Genomic DNA, 15,288 nt, shown 5'->3' on the forward strand with positions numbered 1-15,288 from the left:
TGGGTGGGGCAGGGTACTATCTGGCGCTAACCATAGGGAGTGATTCGATGCGAATTCTAGTGGTAGGTGCGAGCAAGGGATTGGGCAAGGCACTGGTCGAGGGCCTGGGCCAGGCGGGCGATACGCTGATCGGTGTGTCGCGCACACGGCCTGCAGCGTTGCCGGCGGCGGTACGCTGGATCGAGGCCGACCTCGGCCAACCGCGCCAGGCCGCGGCGGCGATCCACGAGGCGGTGGCCGGGGAAGGGCTGGACGTATTGGTCTACAACGTCGGGATCTGGGAAGCGCTGGCGTTCGAGGACGGCTACAGCTTCCTCGACGATGACGACGGGCAGATCGAACGCATGGTCGCCACCAACCTCACGGCGCCGTTGCTGCTGATCAAACGGTTGTTGCCGGTGCTGCTCAACAGCATGCGGCCACGGATCATCCTCACGGGGTCGACCTCGGCGTTGCCGGGGAGTGGGCGGCCGGAGGTGACCTTCGGTGCCAGCAAGTTCGGCTTGCGCGGTATTGCCGAAACCTTGCGCGAAGGGTTTCGTGAGCAGGGGTTGGGGGTGAGTTGCCTGAACCTGGGCTACCTCAACACTGTGGACGGGCTGGAGGTGCCGTTGGCCCAGGCCGAGCAGCGCGGCGAAGGTTCGCTGATCCCGCTGCACGATGTGGTGCAGGTGTGCCGGATGATGTTGAGCCTGTCTGCTGCCAGCTATGTGCGTGACATCACCTTGCCGGCGCTGCGCGACGAGCGCTTCTGAAGTGCAGCCCTATCGCGGGGCAAGTCGCAGCGGCGCACCGCCGCTCCCACGCTAACCTTGCATGTGCAGGTCTATCGTGGGAGCGGCGGTGCGCCGCTGCGACTTGCCCCGCGATTGCGATTACCGCTCGATCGCCAACGCCACGCCTTGCCCACCACCGATACACAACGTGGCCAGACCTTTCTTGGCATCGCGCTTGATCATTTCATGCAGCAAGGTCACCAGCACCCGGCAGCCCGACGCACCAATCGGGTGGCCCAGGGCAATGGCGCCGCCGTTGACGTTGACCTTGGCCGCATCCCACTCCAGCTGCTTGCCCACCGCCAGCGCCTGGGCGGCAAAGGCTTCGTTGGCCTCGATCAGGTCCAGCTCGCCCAGCTGCCAGCCGGCCTTGGCCAGGCAACGCTGGGTAGCCGACACCGGGCCGATGCCCATGATCGCAGGGTCCACGCCGGCACTGGCGTAGGCGGCGATTTTGGCCAGCACCGGCAGGCCCAGGGCCTTGGCTTTGCTGGCGCTCATCAGCAGCACCGCGGCGGCGCCGTCGTTGAGGCTGGAGGCGTTGCCGGCAGTGACGCTGCCGTCCTTCTTGAAGGCAGCACGCAGCTTGCCGAGGGACTCGGCGGTAGTGCCGGGGCGCGGTTGCTCGTCGGTGTCGAACACCAGCGGCTCGCCTTTTTTCTGCGGGATGTGGATAGGGGTGATCTCATCCTTGAAGCGCCCGGCCTCGATGGCCGCCACCGCTTTGCGCTGCGACTCGGCGGCGAAGGCGTCCTGCTGCTCGCGGGTGAGGCCGTATTTTTCCACCAGGTTCTCGGCGGTGATGCCCATGTGGTAGTCGTTGAAGGCATCCCACAGGCCGTCGGTGATCATGCTGTCGACCAGCTGGCCATGGCCCATGCGTTGGCCGGTGCGGGCCGAAGGCAGCACGTAGGGCGCCAGGCTCATGTTCTCCTGGCCGCCGGCGATCACCACTTCAGCGTCGCCGCAGCGGATGGCCTGGGCAGCCAGGTGCAGGGCCTTGAGGCCCGAGCCGCAGACTTTGTTCAGGGTCAGCGCCGGCACTTCATAGGGCAGGCCGGCCTTGACCGCGGCCTGGCGGGCGGGGTTCTGCCCGGCGCCGGCAGTGAGCACCTGGCCGAGGATCACTTCGTCGACCTGGGTCGGGTCCAGCTGGGTCTGGGCCAACAACTGGCGGATCACCGCAGCGCCCAGCTCGACAGCGGACAGGTTGGCCAGCGCCCCCTGGAAACTGCCGATGGCAGTGCGGGTGGCGGCGACGATGACGACTTCGTTCATTGTTGTTCTCCGGGGTACGCTCATGATCGCCACAGCATCCCTGCCGGGCGCTGATTTGAGAAGTTTGTTTTTCTTTGCCATTGATCCGAAATTCAAATGAATGAACAGCGGCGGGCCACGCCTGCGCTGGGCGCAACTAAGCTTGGCATCAGCTTCGGGGGACAGTGTTTGCCAACCACCAGATCGGAGCTTCCTGCCATGCGCTACTCAGTGATTGCCATCACCCTGCTGCTCGCCAGCGCCACCAGCTACGCCAGGACCGAATGCACCACGGCCGAGCGCAGCACCTGGCAGGATGCCGACAAGTTCCAGGCCCAGCTCAAGGAGCAGGGCTACAAGATCAACAAGTTCCAGATCACCAAGGGCAACTGCTACGAGATCTACGGTTTCGACAAGGACGGGCGCAAGGTCGAGATCTACCACGACCCGGTCACCGGCAAGGCGATCAAGACCGAGATCCATAAGTGACCACCAGCGTGCGCCTGTGGGACCCGTTGCTCAGGCTGTGCCACTGGTCCCTGGCGCTGGTGTTCTTTGCCGATTATTTCTTCAACGAGGCCGGTGACGACTGGCACCAGTGGCTGGGCTACTACGCCGGTGCCTGCCTGGTGCTGCGCATTGCCTGGGGTTTTGTCGGGCCGCGCAGTGCGCGCTGGGTGGATTTCTGGCCCACGCGGGCGCGGTTGAAGGTGCATGCGCTGGCGCTTTGGCGTGGTGAACACTTTCACCGCATGGGCCATACGCCGATTGGCGCGCTGGTGATGGTGCTGATGATGACCGGCATCGCCAGCCTGGGCGTGACCGGCTGGATGATGCTGGAGGTGGATGCCCTGTGGGGCGCCGAATGGCTGGAGACGCTGCACAGCTGGCTGGCCGACGCGGTGCTGGCGCTGGTTGGCGTGCACCTGCTGGCGGCGCTGGTGGAGAGTGTGCGGCTGAGGGAGAACCTGCCGTTGTCGATGGTGACCGGGCGGCGGCGGTCGTCCGAGGATCCTTGAAAGGCTGGAGGGCCATCGCGGGGCAGGCCCGCTCCCACGTACAGCCGCTCCCACGCAAGCATCACTGCGACTGTGGGCTGCCCCCAAGGGTTGGATTGGTGTCCAACTTATTGGAGGCGATGCTTACGTGGGAGCGGGCTTGCCCCGCGATGATCGTGCCTACACCGCCGGGCACTGGTTGGTAACGCAGTGGATGCCACCGCCGCCCGCCGCAATCGCATCGATATCCAACTGCACCACTTCCCGCCCCGGATACAACTTCACCAACAACGCCCGGGCCTTCTCGTCGGCACTGCGATCACCAAACTGCGGCGCAATCACCGCGCCATTGATCACGAAGTAGTTGATGTACCCCGCGGCAAAGTCCGGGTTGCCCTTGCTGAACTTGTTGCTGCGCGGTTTCAACGGCGGCGACATCGTATGCACCTGCAACTTGCGCCCATCGGCGTCGGTGGCGTTCTGCAGAATTTCCAGGTGCTTGCGGGTCACCGCGTGGTCGTAGGAATCCGGGTCGTTGTCCAGGTTCGCCACCACCACGCCGGGCGCCGCGAAGCGCGCATAGAAGTCCACGTGGGCATCGGTGATGTCCTTGCCCTTGATGCCCGGCAGCCAGATGATCTTGCGCAGCCCCAGCCGCGCCTTCAGCTCCTCTTCGACCTCGGCCTTGCTCCAGTCGGGGTTGCGGTTGCGGTTGATCCAGCTGCTTTCGGTCATGATCCCGGTGCCGTGGCCGTCCACTTCGATGCCGCCGCCTTCGCCCACCAGCTCGCTGCGCTGGTACTGGGCACCGGCCAGCTTGGCCACCCGCGCCGCCAGCTTGGCGTCGTACCGGTGCTGCTGCTTGCCGCCCCAACCGTTGAAGTTGAAGTCCACCGCGCCCAGCGCGCCATCGTCGTCCAGCACCAGGTTGGCGCCGATGTCGCGCATCCAGATGTCGTCCAGCTCGGTTTCGACATAGGTGATGTTGTGGTTGCCGCACTCTTCCTCGGCGATATCGCGTTCGCTGGCGCGGCAGAACACCGTCACCGGCTGGTAGGCGGCGATGGCCCGGGCGATACGGCCCAGCGCGGCCTGCACGTCTTCGGTGAAGTCTTCCCAGATGGCATCCTGGGCGCCGAAGGCTATGTAGGCGCACTGCTGCTTTTCACCCTCGTCGGGCATGAACCAGCGGCCGGCCTCGGCAGCGCGGGCGCTGCCCAGGGGCAGGCCGAAGCTGGCGACGGCGCTGACGCCGGCGACCACGCTGAGCTGTTGAAGGAAGGTGCGGCGAGTGGGCATGGGGTCAGTCCTGTGCAGTCTTGAAACGGGTCCAGACACGCATGCGCGCACGCATGTCGGCCTGGGGGATGTCCTTGCCGGGGATCAGCCGGGCATAGGTAGCTTCGTCAAGGTAGATATCGGGGTTGTCGCGCAGCCGGGCGTCCACCAGTGGGCGCGCCTTGGCGCTGGAGGTGGGGTAGCCGGTGGTGCTGCTGATCGCGGCCATGTTCTCCGGGCGCATGACGAAGTTGATGAAACGATAGGCGTACTCGGGGTGCTTGGCGTCGGCGGGGATGGCCATGGTGTCCATCCACACCGTGGTGCCTTCGCGGGGCACGCGGTACTGGAAGTCGATGGCCTTGCCGGCGGCTTCGGCGGTGCGCTGGGCCTGGATCACGTCGCCGCTGTAGCCCAGCGACAGGCAGATGTTCTGGTTGACCAGCTCGGTCACCGGTTGCGACTGCAGCTTCTTCACATAGGGGCGGATGCCCTTGAGCAGTTCGCTGGCGGCGGCCAGGTCTTCGCGTTTGGCGCTACGTGGCTCGCGGCCCAGGTAGTGCAGCACCACGGCCAGCACTTCGTCGGGCGAGTCGATCATCGAGATGCCGCAGTCGGCGAACTTGGCCGCCAGCTCCGGCTTGAACAGCAGGTCGAGGCTGTTCAGCGGGGCGTCGGGCACGCGCTCGCGGATCTTCTTCGCGTCCATGGTCAGGCCGATGGTGCCCCAGGTGTAGGGCACGGTGGCCTGGCTGGCCTTGGGGTACTGGTCGTGCAGTTTGCGCAAGCTGGGGTCGATGTCGTCCAGCGCGGTCAGCTGGCTGCGGTCGAGCTTCTGCAGGCTGCCGGCGCGCATCAGCCGTTCGGCCACGGTGTCGCCGGGGAACACCAGGTCGTAGCCGCTGCGCCCGGACATCAGCTTGGCTTCCAGTACCTCGCTGCCGTCCATGACGTCGTAGATCACCGGGATACCGGTTTCGGCGGTAAAGCGCTTGAGCGTGTCTTCGGCGAAATAGTCGGCCCAGTTGTACAGGCGCAAGGCCTCCTGGTCGGCCTGGGCGAGGCCGGCGCAGGTCGCCAGCGCTGCGATGGCCAGCAGTTGTGATGGACGGCGTGGCATGGTCAGGCCCTCTCGGTGTGCGGGGTGCGGCCGTCGAGGGTCATCAACGGCGCGTACAGGTCGGGGCGGCGGTCACGGTACACGCCCCAGCTCAGGCGGTCCTCGCGCATCTGCGCCAGGTCCAGGTCGTGCAGCCACACGCCACTGCTGGCGCGGTCGGCTTCGGCGAGCAGGGCGCCTTTGTGGTCGCAGATGAACGACGAGCCGTAGAAGCGCATCGACAGGCTGCTGTCACTTTTGGCCACTTCATCGCCGACCCGGTTGGCGGCGACCACCGGCAGCAGGTTGGCGGCGGCGTGGCCGCGCATGGCGATTTGCCAATGATCGCGCGAATCCAGCCCGGCGGCGCCGGGCTCGGAGCCGATGGCGGTGGGGAACAGCAGCACTTCGGCGCCCATCAGCGCCAGGCAGCGGGCGGTCTCGGGGAACCACTGGTCCCAGCAGATGCCGACGCCCAGGCGGCCGAAGGCGGTGTCCCAGACCTTGAAACCGGTGTCGCCGGGGCTGAAGTACTCCTTCTCCTGGTAACCGATGGCGTTGGGGATATGGCTCTTGCGGTACACCCCCAGCAGCGTGCCGTCGGCATCGGCCACGGTCAGCGAGTTGAAGAAGGCGTTGCCGGCGCGCTCGTACCAGCTCAGCGGCAGCACCACGCCCAGCTCCTTGGCCAGGGCGGCGAAGCGGCGCAGCAGCGGGCTGTCGTGGTAGTCCTCGGCCAGGGCCTGGTGGCTGTGGCACTGCTCGATGCAGAAATACGGCGTGGCGAACAGCTCCTGCAGCAGGATCACCTTGGCGCCGTCTGCGGCGGCCTGGCGCACCAGTTGCTCGGCGCGGTCGAGGTTGCTGGGCACATCCCAGCTGCAGGCCATCTGGGTGGTGGCGATGCGCAGGGTGCTCATGGGCGCTCTCCTTGCAGCGGCCAGGCCGGCTGCTGCTGGGTGATGCAGTGGATGCCGCCGCCGCCGTGGGCGATATGGTCGATGCGCACCGGCACCACTTCGCGGCCGGGGAAGGCATGGGCGAGCTGATCGGCGGCGGCCTGGTCGGCGTCGATGCCGTAGGCCGGCATGATCACCGCGCCGTTGGCCAGGTAGAAGTTGGTGTAGGAGGCGCAGAACACCTCGGCCTCGGTGTCCACGGCCGCCGTGGCCTCGTACAGGTCGAGCAGCTCGAATTTGCGGCCTTGGGCGTCGGTGGCCAGCTCCAGTGCACGGCGGTTTTCGCGGACTACTTCGGCGTACACCGAACCCTGGTCATGGGTGGCATCCACCAGCAGCACGCCGGGGCGGGCGAAGGCGCACACGCCGTCGACATGGCCGTCGGTCATGTCACCGGTCACGTACTGCGGGTCGCCCGGCAGCCAGATAGTCTTGCGGATGCCCAGCAGGCGGGCGAAGCAATCCTCGAACTCGGCCTTGCTCAGGCCTGGGTTGCGGTTGGGGTTGAGCAGTACTGATTCGGTGGTGATCAGCGTGCCTTCACCGTCCACATGGATGGCGCCGCCTTCGTTGCACAGCGGGGTGCTGAGGCCTTCGAGACCGAGCTGGTCGAGGATGCGCCGGGCCAGGCTGCGGTCCTTGCCGTGTTCGGACTTGTTGCCCCAGGCGTTGAAGCGCCAGCTCAGGCCAGCCACGCCGTGCTGCGGGTGGACCAGGAAGCTCGGGCCGCTGTCACGGCACCAGCTGTCGTCGACGGCCAGCTCGATCAGCTCGATGCCAGGGCCGCACAGGTCGCGGGCGGTGGCCATGGCGGACGGGTCCACCACCATTTTCACCGGCTCGAAGCGGGCGATGGCGGCGGCCACCCGGGCATAGTCGCGCTGTACGTCGGCCAGGGTCACGCCCCAGCCCGACTCCCAGAGCGGTTGGTTGTGCGGCCAGATCATCCAGGTGGCAGCGTGGCGGGCCCATTCGGCAGGCATGCGCCAGCCGCTGTCGTGGGACAGGGTCATAGTGAACTCCGATCTATTAGGGATTTTTATCAACGAAGCCCGCCGTCGCGGGTGTTGGTGCCAATGTTATGGCTGGGAAGTTGGGGCGACAAACGATAGATTTAGCGTATTTCTGATCAGTCAGGCTTATCAGCATGCTCAAGCATTGGCCCCCGCTCAACGCCCTGCGCGGTTTCGAAGCCGCTGCCCGCCTGGGCAGTTTCCACAAGGCCGCCGAGGCCCTGAACCTCACCCAGTCGGCGATCAGCCAGCAGATTCGCAGCCTGGAAAGCTACCTGGAGCAACCGCTGTTCCATCGCACCGGGCGCAGCGTCAGCCTTACCGATGCCGGGCATGATCTGCTCAGCACCACCCAGACCTTGCTGCAGCAACTGGCGGTGGGCATCCGCCGGTTGGACCAGTACCGCAAGCCCAACCAACTGGTGGTCAACACCACCCCGGCGTTCGCTCGGCACTGGCTGCTGCCGCGCCTGGGGGATTTTCACCAGCGTTATCCAGAAGTGGACCTGTGGCTGTTCACCAGCTTCGAGGTGCCGGACATGGCCAGCGAGACCATCGACCTGGCGATCCGCGATGACATTGGCGCCCAGGCTGAATGCAGCTTCAGTGTGTTGCACCAGGACCTGCTGTACCCGGCCTGCCATCCGGACCTGGCCGAGCAGGGGCGCACCACCTTGCATGGCGAGCGGGAGATGGACTGGAGCCACTGGCAGGTCGAAGGCGGCGAGGATGTCGGGCAGCAGGGCAAGGGGCTAAATTTTTCCGACCCGGGGTTGCTGCTGGAGGCGGCGGGCGAGGGCTTGGGGATTGCCCTGGTCAGCCAGCTGCTGGCACAGCGCTTGGTGGAGCAGGGGCGTTTGCAGGCGTTGTCTGCCCAGCGTGTGCGTGGGCCGGCGTGGAGTTGCCTGGTGCATCGCGACAGCCAGGATGACCCGCAGGCGCGGCGCTTTCTGGAGTGGTTGAAGGGGGGACTGGTGCAGGATTGATGGCCCTATCGCGGGGCAAGCCCGCTCCCACGCCAACCTTGCGTTTGCAGGTATAGCGTGGGAGCGGGCTTGCCCCGCGATAGGGCCGCTGGTGTTTTGCAACGATCCGATCACCCCGTAATATGTGTCGGATATCCCACGAGGGTAGTCTCACCCTCTAGATCAAACGGCAGCGCCCCAAATCCGGCCGCTGCCCCAGCCTAAACCTGACGAGGTACAGACATTGGCCATCATTCATCCCAAGGTTCGCGGTTTCATCTGCACCACGACTCACCCAAAGGGCTGCGAGCTCAACGTCCGTGACCAGATCGAAGCCACCCGCAAGCTGGGCGTGCGCGAGGATGGTCCGAAGAAAGTCCTGGTGATCGGCGCCTCCAGCGGCTACGGCCTGGCCGCCCGCATCACCGCGGCATTCGGCTTCAAGGCCGACACCCTGGGCGTGTTCTTCGAAAAGCCGGGCACCGAGACCAAGGCCGGCACCGCCGGCTGGTACAACGCCGCCGCCTTCGACAAGTTCGCCAAGGCCGAGGGCCTGTACAGCAAGTCGATCAACGGTGACGCCTTCTCCGACGAAGCCCGCGCCAAGGTCATCGAGCTGATCAAGAACGAAATGGGCGGCCAGGTCGATCTGGTCATCTACTCTCTGGCCTCGCCGGTGCGCAAGCTGCCGCAGACCGGTGAAGTGATTCGTTCGGCGCTCAAGCCGATCGGCCAGCCGTACAAGTCGACCGCCATCGACACCAACAAGGACACCATCATCGAGGCCAGCATCGAGCCGGCCACCGAGCAGGAAATCGCCGATACCGTCACCGTGATGGGCGGCCAGGACTGGGAACTGTGGATCGACGCCCTGAACGCCGCCGGCGTGCTGGCGCCTCAGGCTCGCACCGTGGCCTTCAGCTACATCGGCTCTGACATTACCTGGCCGATCTACTGGGACGGCGCGCTGGGCAAGGCCAAGCAGGACCTGGACGAAACCGCCCAGCGCCTGGGCAAGAAAGTCGGCGGCAGTGCCAACGTTGCGGTGCTGAAGTCGGTGGTTACCCAGGCTAGCTCGGCGATCCCGGTGATGCCGCTGTACCTGTCGATGGTCTTCAAGATCATGCAGGAGAAGGGTATTCACGAAGGCACCCAGCACCAGCTGGACCGCATGTTCCGTGACCGCATGTACCGTGCGGACGGTGCGCCGGCTGCACTGGACGACGAAGGTCGTCTGCGTCTGGACGACTGGGAACTGCGTGATGATGTGCAGGACGCCTGCCGTGCCATGTGGCCGAAGGTGACCACCGAGAACCTGTTCGAGCTGACCGACTACGCCGGTTACAAGAAGCAGTTCCTCAACCTGTTCGGTTTCGAGCGCGCTGACGTCAACTACGACGAAGACGTGGCCACCGATGTGAAGTTCGACTGCATCGAGCTGTAATCGCGTTTGACCCCATCGCGGGGCAAGCCCGCTCCCACGCCAGATACTGAAGGCGTGGGAGCGGGCTTGCCCCGCGATGCATTGGTACAGGTAAAAGAATTTTTGCTAGCGTAGGCGCACAACACCATAGAAGCGCGCCATGAGCAGCCTTACCCAGCCCGCCACCGCCTTTCGCCACAATGCCCCCGACGGCTACAGCCTCGGCGGTTTTCGCTGGCGCCACGCCACCCCCGACAGCCAGCGCCCGCTGGTGATCATCAACGCCGCCACCTCGGTGCGTTGCCGTTACTACTCCCGTTTCGCCGACTACCTGTTCGCCCAAGGCTTCGATGTACTGAGCTACGACTACCGTGGCATCGGTGAATCGCGCCCGGCCTCGCTGCGCGGTTTCCAGGCCTCGTGGAGCGACTGGGGCCGGCTGGATTTCGAGGCAATGCTGCAACTGGCTGGCGCCGAACACCCGGGGCAACCGGTGCATGTGGTGGGGCACAGTTTCGGCGGCTGGGCGCTGGGGCTGGCGCCTTCGGCGGCGCAAGTGCAGCACGCGGTGCTGGTGGGGGCGCAGTTCGCCTACTGGCGTGACTATGCGGCGGACCAGCGCTGGCAGTTGTTTGGCAAATGGCATGTGTTGATGCCGCTGCTGACCCGGGTGTTCGGCTACTTTCCCGGCAAGCGCCTGGGTTGGCTGGAGGACACGCCGGCCGGAGTGGTGCACGACTGGAGCACGCCCACGCCACGCTACGAGCACCGGCCCAGCGGGCGATTGCTGGAAGCCTTGCCGTTCGCTCACGTCAGCGCTTCGACCTTGGCGATCAGCCTGACCGACGATCCGTTCGGCACGGTGGCGGCCACCGAGCGGTTATTGGGGTATCTGGATGAGCGCGGGCGCAAGCACCTGCTGGTGGCGCCTGGAGATATCGGCGTCGAGGAGATTGGCCACTTCGCGTTCTTTCATGACCGTTTTCGGCAGAGCCTGTGGCCGATTGCGCTGGGGTGGTTGCAGGCGGGGAGGTTGGCGGGTGGTGTGCCGGGCAAGATCATCTGAAGGCTCATGGCCTTATCGCGGGGCAAGCCCGCTCCCACGCCAGACCTGTAAATGCGCGAGTGGCGTGGGAGCGGGCTTGCCCCGCGATGCGGATTGTCAGGCCAGGCGCGCCAAAGGCTGCGCGGCAAACTTCACCCCCGCCAGCCCATGCTTGATCAGCGCACGGATATTGCCATGGTCACTGCCCTCGGGCGTGGCCACCACGCTGCGGTAGTGCTCGCCAAAGGCCAGCAGCGCTTCCTGGTCGCTCAAACCTTCCAGCAAGGCCAGGCCCAGGGTCTTGCACGAACCTTCGTTCTGCCCGGCAGCGTTGTGCACGTCACCGTTGTCGAAGGCCTGTGGCTGGTAGCTGTAATTCGCGGCGATGAACGCCAGGGTGTCGGCAAACACATGTTCGCCGCTGGCGAGGCTGCTGCGCAGGGTGTTCAGGTCAGTCACGGGGTTTTCCTTGTTCGAACGCCGCCTGTTGCTCGGCGCTGGCTTCTTTCTGGTATTGGGCTTTCCACTCGGCGTAGGGCATGCCGTACACCGCTTCACGGGCGTCGTCCATGCTCAGGTCGACCTGGCGCTCGTCGGCGGCGGCCTTGTACCACTTGGACAGGCAGTTGCGGCAAAAGCCGGAGAGGTTCATCAGGTCGATGTTCTGCACGTCGGTGCGCTTTTGCAGATGGTCGACCAGGCGCCGGAACGCGGCGGCTTCGAGTTCGAGCTGTTGCTGGGGAGTCATGGCGGTCTCTCAGGTCATGCGGTTCTTCAGATGGCGGCCACCGTTGATGACCACCTGGCTGCCGGTGCTGTACTGGCTGTGCAGCAGGAACAGCACGGCGTCGATCAGTGGGCGGGCGCCGGGTTCGAACTCCAGCAGGGCTTTTTTCAGTGTCTGCTGGCGATAGTGCTCGTCGCCACCCTCCTTGAGGATCAGCAGGCCCGGCAGGATACCGTTGACGCGCACCGTGGGCGCGTACTTTTCGGCGAACGACAGCACCATGTTCTGCAGCGCGGCCTTGGTCGCGGCATAGCCGATATGGCTCTTGCTGCCGCGCGAAGAGGTCTCGTCGCAGATATGGATGATGTCGGCCTTATCCACCTTGCCCAGCAGCTCACCCAGCGCCAGGTTGAGGTGGTAGGGCGCCTCGACGTGCAGGCGGAACATGGTGTCGAGGTTGTCCAGGCCGTCGTCGAGCCACAGCGAGGCGTTGTGGATGATCGCGCGCAGGCCGTCGTAGTGGCTGTGCAGGTGGTCGATCAGGGCCTGGCGGTCGTCGGCGTTGGTGAGGTCGGCCTGGAACTGCTGGATGTTCGGGTGCGCCGCCTGTGCATTGAGGCTGCGGCTGGCGCTGACCACCGTATGGCCGGCCTGGGCCAGCTCCAGTGCCAGGGCCAGCCCGACACGCTGGCTGGCACCGGTAATGAGGATAGGGCTGTTCATGTTCGGGGCGGTCTGTCATCTGTCCGTGCGTGATGCCCCAGCATACCCGAACTGCACCGCCTTGCGAGCCCGTGCCTCAGCGGCTGCGCAGGCCCTCGGCACGGTCTGCGGCCGAGCGTGGCGCGGCGTTCAGCCAGCCGGCCAGCAGGCGGGTCGACAGCGGGATGAACAGGTACACCATGAGTGGCGTCAGGGCCAGGGTGCTGAGCAGCACCCGCGGCAGCAGGTCGAGCGGCGCGAGCCAGTGGCCGAACAGCAGGTTGAACAGCAACGAGACCGGGAAGAACGCCAGCCAGATGGCCGTGGCCTGCTTCCAGCGCGGCGGTTTTTGCACCATGTTGGTGCCGAACCAGTCGTCGATGCCGCTGACGCGCCTCTCTTTGGGGCGTTCGAACAGGCCGTCACCGCGCTGCAACCAGGTGCGACGCGAGGCCGAATGCTCCCAGGCGTGCAGCGTTTGCTCATTGGTAAAGCGGAAGATGATCTGGAAATCATCGCCTTCGGCAGGCGGGGCGAGGATGCCTGAGCCCAGGTAGCCGGGGAAGTCGGTGGCCAGCTGTTCGCCTTCGTGCAGCCAGGCCAGCAGGTCCTGGTAGCGGCCATGGGCGGCGCGGCGCGACACCATCAAGGTGACGGGGTGGGTAGACATCGTGTATCTCCTGGCGACGGGGCTGGCGGGTAGCCGGCCCCTTGGCATGCGGCCCGGGGTGGTGGGCGGCGCAGGCATGCTTGCAAGAATCGGGCGCGGATTATCGCCGATCGATCATGACCCGTCAGTTTCAACGGGCGGACGCTCGTCAGAAGTTGGCTTGGGCGTGCAGTTCGGGGTGAGCCTGCCGATGGGCCTGAAGAATGTACTCACGCAGGCGCTCGATCTCTTCGGCCGGCGTGTGCGACAGGTCGTAGGCGGCAAGCCTCGGGCCGATGCGCCGGCGCAACGCGCCGTGCAGGCCGATCGGCGGGATGTCCTCGGCGGCGAAGTGCAGCTCGAAATGCGCCGGCGCCTTGCTCTGCCCGTGGATTTCCACCAGCACGCCCTTGAACGAGATATCCCGTACCCACAGGTCGCTGGCCTGGTGGTGGTCGTCGAGCAAGGCCGCCGGTTGCTCCAGCGACAGGCGCCACGGCCGCAGCATAGGGCCGTCTTCGTAGATGTCCGGTGAACCCAGCTGCAGGTGCAGGGCGTGGAACTCGTCTTCGACCAGTTGCAGGGGGAAGCTCAACTGCTGATTGTTGAAGCTGGCCTGCAGCGTGACCTGTTCATTGGCCACCAGGCGGGTGAGCAGGTCCTTCAGCCGACGGTCGCCATTGACCAGCAGGCTCGACATGGGGTCGGCCAGGTTCAACTGCGGCGAGTGCTGCATGTTCTGGATGAAATCCAGCTCGTCCTGGGAGAGAAGGGCGTCTGCTTGCATGGTCGAACTCGAGGAAGCGATCGGTAATGGCGATTACGTCAAGGGGGTGGACAGTGGCCTATGCGTTTGGTTCAGGTCACTGGTCGGATAGTTTGCGCGGCTGTGACTTTAGCGGTAGGCGGCCTTTTGCCACTGTCGGGTGCTAGTATCCTACGCTTTCACTCAGTTTCGGAATCCTCACCTGATGAAAGTCGCCATTATTTCCGGTTCGGTCTATGGCACCGCCGATGAAGTCGCCCGTCATGCGGTGTCGCTGCTCAACGCTGCTGGCCATGAAGCCTGGCATGCAGGCCGTGCCACCCTGCAGGATATCGAGGGCTTTGCCCCGCAGGCCTTGCTGGCGGTGACCTCGACCACCGGCATGGGCGAACTGCCCGACAACCTGATGCCGCTGTACAGCGTCATTCGCGATGTGCTGCCCGCCGCCTGGCGTGGCTTGCCGGGTGCCGTGATCGGCCTGGGCGACTCCAGCTACGGCGATACCTACTGCGGGGGTGGCGAGCAGCTTCGTGAGCTGTTTGCCGAGCTGGGCGTGCGTGAGGTGCTGCCGATGCTGCGCCTGGATGCCAGCGAAACCGTGACCCCGGAGGCCGATGCCGAGCCGTGGCTGGCAGAGTTTGCCGCTGCCATTCAGGGCTGAATGCCATCGCGGGGCAAGCCCGCTCCCACGCCAATTACCTGCGTGGGAGCGGGCTTGCCCCGCGAGACGGCCTTCAGGTGTGCTCGCGCAACAACGCCAACCACGCCTGCGCCGCCCGTGACAGGTACGCCCCGCGCCGCCAGATGAAGGCGATGTCCCACCTCAGATCGCCCGGCGCGCGCAAGGGCAAGCGCACCACCCCAGGCCGCTCCAGGCCCCGCGCGACCACCCGCGGCAGCAGCACCACCCCTTGGCCCGCCGCCACCAACGAGGCAAGGAAATCCGCCTGGCCACTGCGCCCACCTTCCTTCGGGGTAAAGCCTACCTGCTGGCAAGCGCTGAGCAGCCGGTCATTGAGCATGAAGCTGCGTTGGTACAGCAGGAACGGCGTATCGGCCAGTTGCGCCAGATCGACCTCGGCCTGGCCCGCCAGGGCATGCTCGGCGGGCAGCAGGGCATCCAGCGGCTCATTGCAGAAGGGTTGGTAGTCGAACGCCGGGTCGCTCGGCGTCAGGCTGCCGCCCAGCTCCAGCTCGCCACTCTTCACCGCCTGCTCGACCATACGGCTGCCGCCTTCGAGCAGTTGCACGGAAATCTGCGGGTAGCGCCGCCGGTACTCGGCGAACAACCCGGCAAACAGTGCATCACTGCCCAGCAAGGGCAGGCCCAGGCGCAGCTCGCCACGGGCCATCTGGCCAAGGTCGTCCAGCTCGTTGAGCAGTTCCTGGCGCTGGCGCAGCAACACTTCACCACGCTCCAGCACGATGCGCCCGGCGGCGGTCAGCAGCAGCTGCGAACCCTGGCGCTCGAGCAATGGCTGGCCGATGGCCTGTTCCAGCTGGGCGACCTGCTTGCTCACTGCCGACTGGCTGATGTGCAGGGTGCCCGCGGCCTGGGTGAAGCCACCCCGGTGAACCACTTCGATGAAGCTGCGCAGCTGTTTGAATTCCATGCTATGGATTCCAATATG

At 65.5% G+C, this 15,288-nt stretch carries 18 protein-coding genes; 7 read left to right on the top strand and 11 right to left on the bottom strand.

Annotated features, from left to right (window positions below):
• The first annotated feature begins 47 nt into the window (after window positions 1-47).
• Entirely contained in the window at window positions 48-755 is a 708-nt protein-coding gene (locus tag RTH46_RS12220; RefSeq protein ID WP_316905780.1) for an SDR family oxidoreductase, read from the top strand.
• A gap of 120 nt (window positions 756-875) precedes the next feature.
• Here the strand turns inward: RTH46_RS12220 and RTH46_RS12225 are convergent, their stop codons facing one another.
• Window positions 876-2,054, bottom strand: coding sequence for an acetyl-CoA C-acetyltransferase (locus tag RTH46_RS12225; protein ID WP_316905781.1), 1,179 nt, complete (start codon window positions 2,052-2,054; stop codon window positions 876-878).
• A gap of 198 nt (window positions 2,055-2,252) precedes the next feature.
• On the opposite strand from RTH46_RS12225, the gene RTH46_RS12230 reads away from it, so the two are divergent.
• Window positions 2,253-2,522 (top strand): PepSY domain-containing protein, encoded by a 270-nt coding sequence (locus tag RTH46_RS12230; RefSeq protein WP_316905782.1) that lies wholly within the window; start codon window positions 2,253-2,255, stop codon window positions 2,520-2,522.
• The gene (locus RTH46_RS12235) at window positions 2,519-3,052 is read left to right on the top strand and encodes a cytochrome b/b6 domain-containing protein (protein ID WP_316905783.1); all 534 of its coding nucleotides are present in this window, start codon (window positions 2,519-2,521) and stop codon (window positions 3,050-3,052) included. Before RTH46_RS12230 ends, RTH46_RS12235 begins: the two co-directional genes overlap by 4 nt.
• Window positions 3,053-3,211: 159 nt before the next feature.
• On the opposite strand, the gene RTH46_RS12240 is transcribed toward RTH46_RS12235, so the two are convergent.
• The 4 genes from RTH46_RS12240 to RTH46_RS12255 are packed head-to-tail and all read right to left on the bottom strand — an operon-like array spanning window position 3,212 to window position 7,380.
• Window positions 3,212-4,330 carry an agmatine deiminase family protein gene (locus RTH46_RS12240; RefSeq protein ID WP_316905784.1) on the bottom strand — a complete coding sequence of 373 codons (1,119 nt, stop codon included), beginning with the start codon at window positions 4,328-4,330 and terminating at the stop codon, window positions 3,212-3,214.
• Between the two features lie 4 nt (window positions 4,331-4,334).
• Entirely contained in the window at window positions 4,335-5,429 is a 1,095-nt protein-coding gene (locus tag RTH46_RS12245; protein WP_316905785.1) for an extracellular solute-binding protein, read from the bottom strand.
• Between the two features lie 2 nt (window positions 5,430-5,431).
• Window positions 5,432-6,328, bottom strand: a complete 897-nt coding sequence (gene aguB, locus RTH46_RS12250; RefSeq protein WP_316905786.1) for an N-carbamoylputrescine amidase — start codon at window positions 6,326-6,328, stop codon at window positions 5,432-5,434.
• Window positions 6,325-7,380 (bottom strand): agmatine deiminase family protein, encoded by a 1,056-nt coding sequence (locus tag RTH46_RS12255; RefSeq protein WP_316905787.1) that lies wholly within the window; start codon window positions 7,378-7,380, stop codon window positions 6,325-6,327. Before RTH46_RS12255 ends, aguB begins: the two co-directional genes overlap by 4 nt.
• Window positions 7,381-7,514: 134 nt before the next feature.
• On the opposite strand from RTH46_RS12255, the gene RTH46_RS12260 reads away from it, so the two are divergent.
• The 3 genes from RTH46_RS12260 to RTH46_RS12270 all read left to right on the top strand — a co-directional run bounded on the left by RTH46_RS12260 (window position 7,515) and on the right by RTH46_RS12270 (window position 10,834).
• Window positions 7,515-8,366, top strand: coding sequence for a LysR substrate-binding domain-containing protein (locus tag RTH46_RS12260; protein ID WP_153784905.1), 852 nt, complete (start codon window positions 7,515-7,517; stop codon window positions 8,364-8,366).
• A 223-nt stretch (window positions 8,367-8,589) separates the two neighbouring features.
• Complete coding sequence (fabV, locus tag RTH46_RS12265) at window positions 8,590-9,789, top strand: enoyl-ACP reductase FabV (protein ID WP_153784904.1); 1,200 nt, start codon at window positions 8,590-8,592, stop codon at window positions 9,787-9,789.
• A 139-nt stretch (window positions 9,790-9,928) separates the two neighbouring features.
• A complete protein-coding gene (locus RTH46_RS12270; protein ID WP_316905788.1) occupies window positions 9,929-10,834 on the top strand; it encodes an alpha/beta fold hydrolase in 906 nt (301 codons plus the stop codon).
• Window positions 10,835-10,930: 96 nt separating this feature from the next.
• On the opposite strand, the gene RTH46_RS12275 is transcribed toward RTH46_RS12270, so the two are convergent.
• The 5 genes from RTH46_RS12275 to RTH46_RS12295 form a co-directional block, all read right to left on the bottom strand.
• Window positions 10,931-11,272 (bottom strand): HopJ type III effector protein, encoded by a 342-nt coding sequence (locus tag RTH46_RS12275; RefSeq protein ID WP_178125728.1) that lies wholly within the window; start codon window positions 11,270-11,272, stop codon window positions 10,931-10,933.
• The gene (locus RTH46_RS12280; RefSeq protein WP_110991715.1) at window positions 11,265-11,561 is read right to left on the bottom strand and encodes a DUF1244 domain-containing protein; all 297 of its coding nucleotides are present in this window, start codon (window positions 11,559-11,561) and stop codon (window positions 11,265-11,267) included. The genes RTH46_RS12275 and RTH46_RS12280 overlap by 8 nt, the downstream gene beginning before the upstream one ends.
• A gap of 9 nt (window positions 11,562-11,570) precedes the next feature.
• Entirely contained in the window at window positions 11,571-12,263 is a 693-nt protein-coding gene (gene folM / locus RTH46_RS12285; RefSeq protein ID WP_279845198.1) for a dihydromonapterin reductase, read from the bottom strand.
• 76 nt (window positions 12,264-12,339) lie between these two features.
• Complete coding sequence (locus tag RTH46_RS12290) at window positions 12,340-12,912, bottom strand: antibiotic biosynthesis monooxygenase (protein ID WP_153784901.1); 573 nt, start codon at window positions 12,910-12,912, stop codon at window positions 12,340-12,342.
• Window positions 12,913-13,060: 148 nt separating this feature from the next.
• Window positions 13,061-13,678 carry a hypothetical protein gene (locus RTH46_RS12295; protein WP_316905789.1) on the bottom strand — a complete coding sequence of 206 codons (618 nt, stop codon included), beginning with the start codon at window positions 13,676-13,678 and terminating at the stop codon, window positions 13,061-13,063.
• Window positions 13,679-13,862: 184 nt separating this feature from the next.
• Here RTH46_RS12295 and RTH46_RS12300 point away from each other — a divergent pair, with 184 nt between their 5' ends.
• On the top strand, window positions 13,863-14,318 hold the full coding sequence (locus tag RTH46_RS12300) for a flavodoxin (RefSeq protein ID WP_125462625.1): 456 nt from the start codon (window positions 13,863-13,865) through the stop codon (window positions 14,316-14,318).
• A 73-nt stretch (window positions 14,319-14,391) separates the two neighbouring features.
• Here RTH46_RS12300 and RTH46_RS12305 read toward each other — a convergent pair whose 3' ends face one another.
• Window positions 14,392-15,270 (bottom strand): LysR family transcriptional regulator, encoded by an 879-nt coding sequence (locus tag RTH46_RS12305; protein ID WP_316905790.1) that lies wholly within the window; start codon window positions 15,268-15,270, stop codon window positions 14,392-14,394.
• Window positions 15,271-15,288 lie beyond the last annotated feature (18 nt).

This window comes from Pseudomonas sp. zfem004, assembly GCF_032621715.1.
Classification (GTDB): domain Bacteria; phylum Pseudomonadota; class Gammaproteobacteria; order Pseudomonadales; family Pseudomonadaceae; genus Aquipseudomonas; species Aquipseudomonas sichuanensis.

What these genes read in the sequence shown, in the direction of transcription:
- RTH46_RS12220 (WP_316905780.1), top strand. Translation starts at nt 48, where the DNA reads ATGCGAATTCTAGTGGTAGGTGCGAGCAAGGGATTGGGCAAGGCACTG.
- RTH46_RS12225 (WP_316905781.1), bottom strand. Translation starts at nt 2,054, where the DNA reads ATGAACGAAGTCGTCATCGTCGCCGCCACCCGCACTGCCATCGGCAGT.
- RTH46_RS12230 (WP_316905782.1), top strand. Translation starts at nt 2,253, where the DNA reads ATGCGCTACTCAGTGATTGCCATCACCCTGCTGCTCGCCAGCGCCACC.
- RTH46_RS12240 (WP_316905784.1), bottom strand. Translation starts at nt 4,330, where the DNA reads ATGCCCACTCGCCGCACCTTCCTTCAACAGCTCAGCGTGGTCGCCGGC.
- RTH46_RS12245 (WP_316905785.1), bottom strand. Translation starts at nt 5,429, where the DNA reads ATGCCACGCCGTCCATCACAACTGCTGGCCATCGCAGCGCTGGCGACC.
- aguB (WP_316905786.1), bottom strand. Translation starts at nt 6,328, where the DNA reads ATGAGCACCCTGCGCATCGCCACCACCCAGATGGCCTGCAGCTGGGAT.
- RTH46_RS12255 (WP_316905787.1), bottom strand. Translation starts at nt 7,380, where the DNA reads ATGACCCTGTCCCACGACAGCGGCTGGCGCATGCCTGCCGAATGGGCC.
- RTH46_RS12260 (WP_153784905.1), top strand. Translation starts at nt 7,515, where the DNA reads ATGCTCAAGCATTGGCCCCCGCTCAACGCCCTGCGCGGTTTCGAAGCC.
- RTH46_RS12270 (WP_316905788.1), top strand. Translation starts at nt 9,929, where the DNA reads ATGAGCAGCCTTACCCAGCCCGCCACCGCCTTTCGCCACAATGCCCCC.
- RTH46_RS12280 (WP_110991715.1), bottom strand. Translation starts at nt 11,561, where the DNA reads ATGACTCCCCAGCAACAGCTCGAACTCGAAGCCGCCGCGTTCCGGCGC.
- folM (WP_279845198.1), bottom strand. Translation starts at nt 12,263, where the DNA reads ATGAACAGCCCTATCCTCATTACCGGTGCCAGCCAGCGTGTCGGGCTG.
- RTH46_RS12290 (WP_153784901.1), bottom strand. Translation starts at nt 12,912, where the DNA reads ATGTCTACCCACCCCGTCACCTTGATGGTGTCGCGCCGCGCCGCCCAT.
- RTH46_RS12295 (WP_316905789.1), bottom strand. Translation starts at nt 13,678, where the DNA reads ATGCAAGCAGACGCCCTTCTCTCCCAGGACGAGCTGGATTTCATCCAG.
- RTH46_RS12300 (WP_125462625.1), top strand. Translation starts at nt 13,863, where the DNA reads ATGAAAGTCGCCATTATTTCCGGTTCGGTCTATGGCACCGCCGATGAA.
- RTH46_RS12305 (WP_316905790.1), bottom strand. Translation starts at nt 15,270, where the DNA reads ATGGAATTCAAACAGCTGCGCAGCTTCATCGAAGTGGTTCACCGGGGT.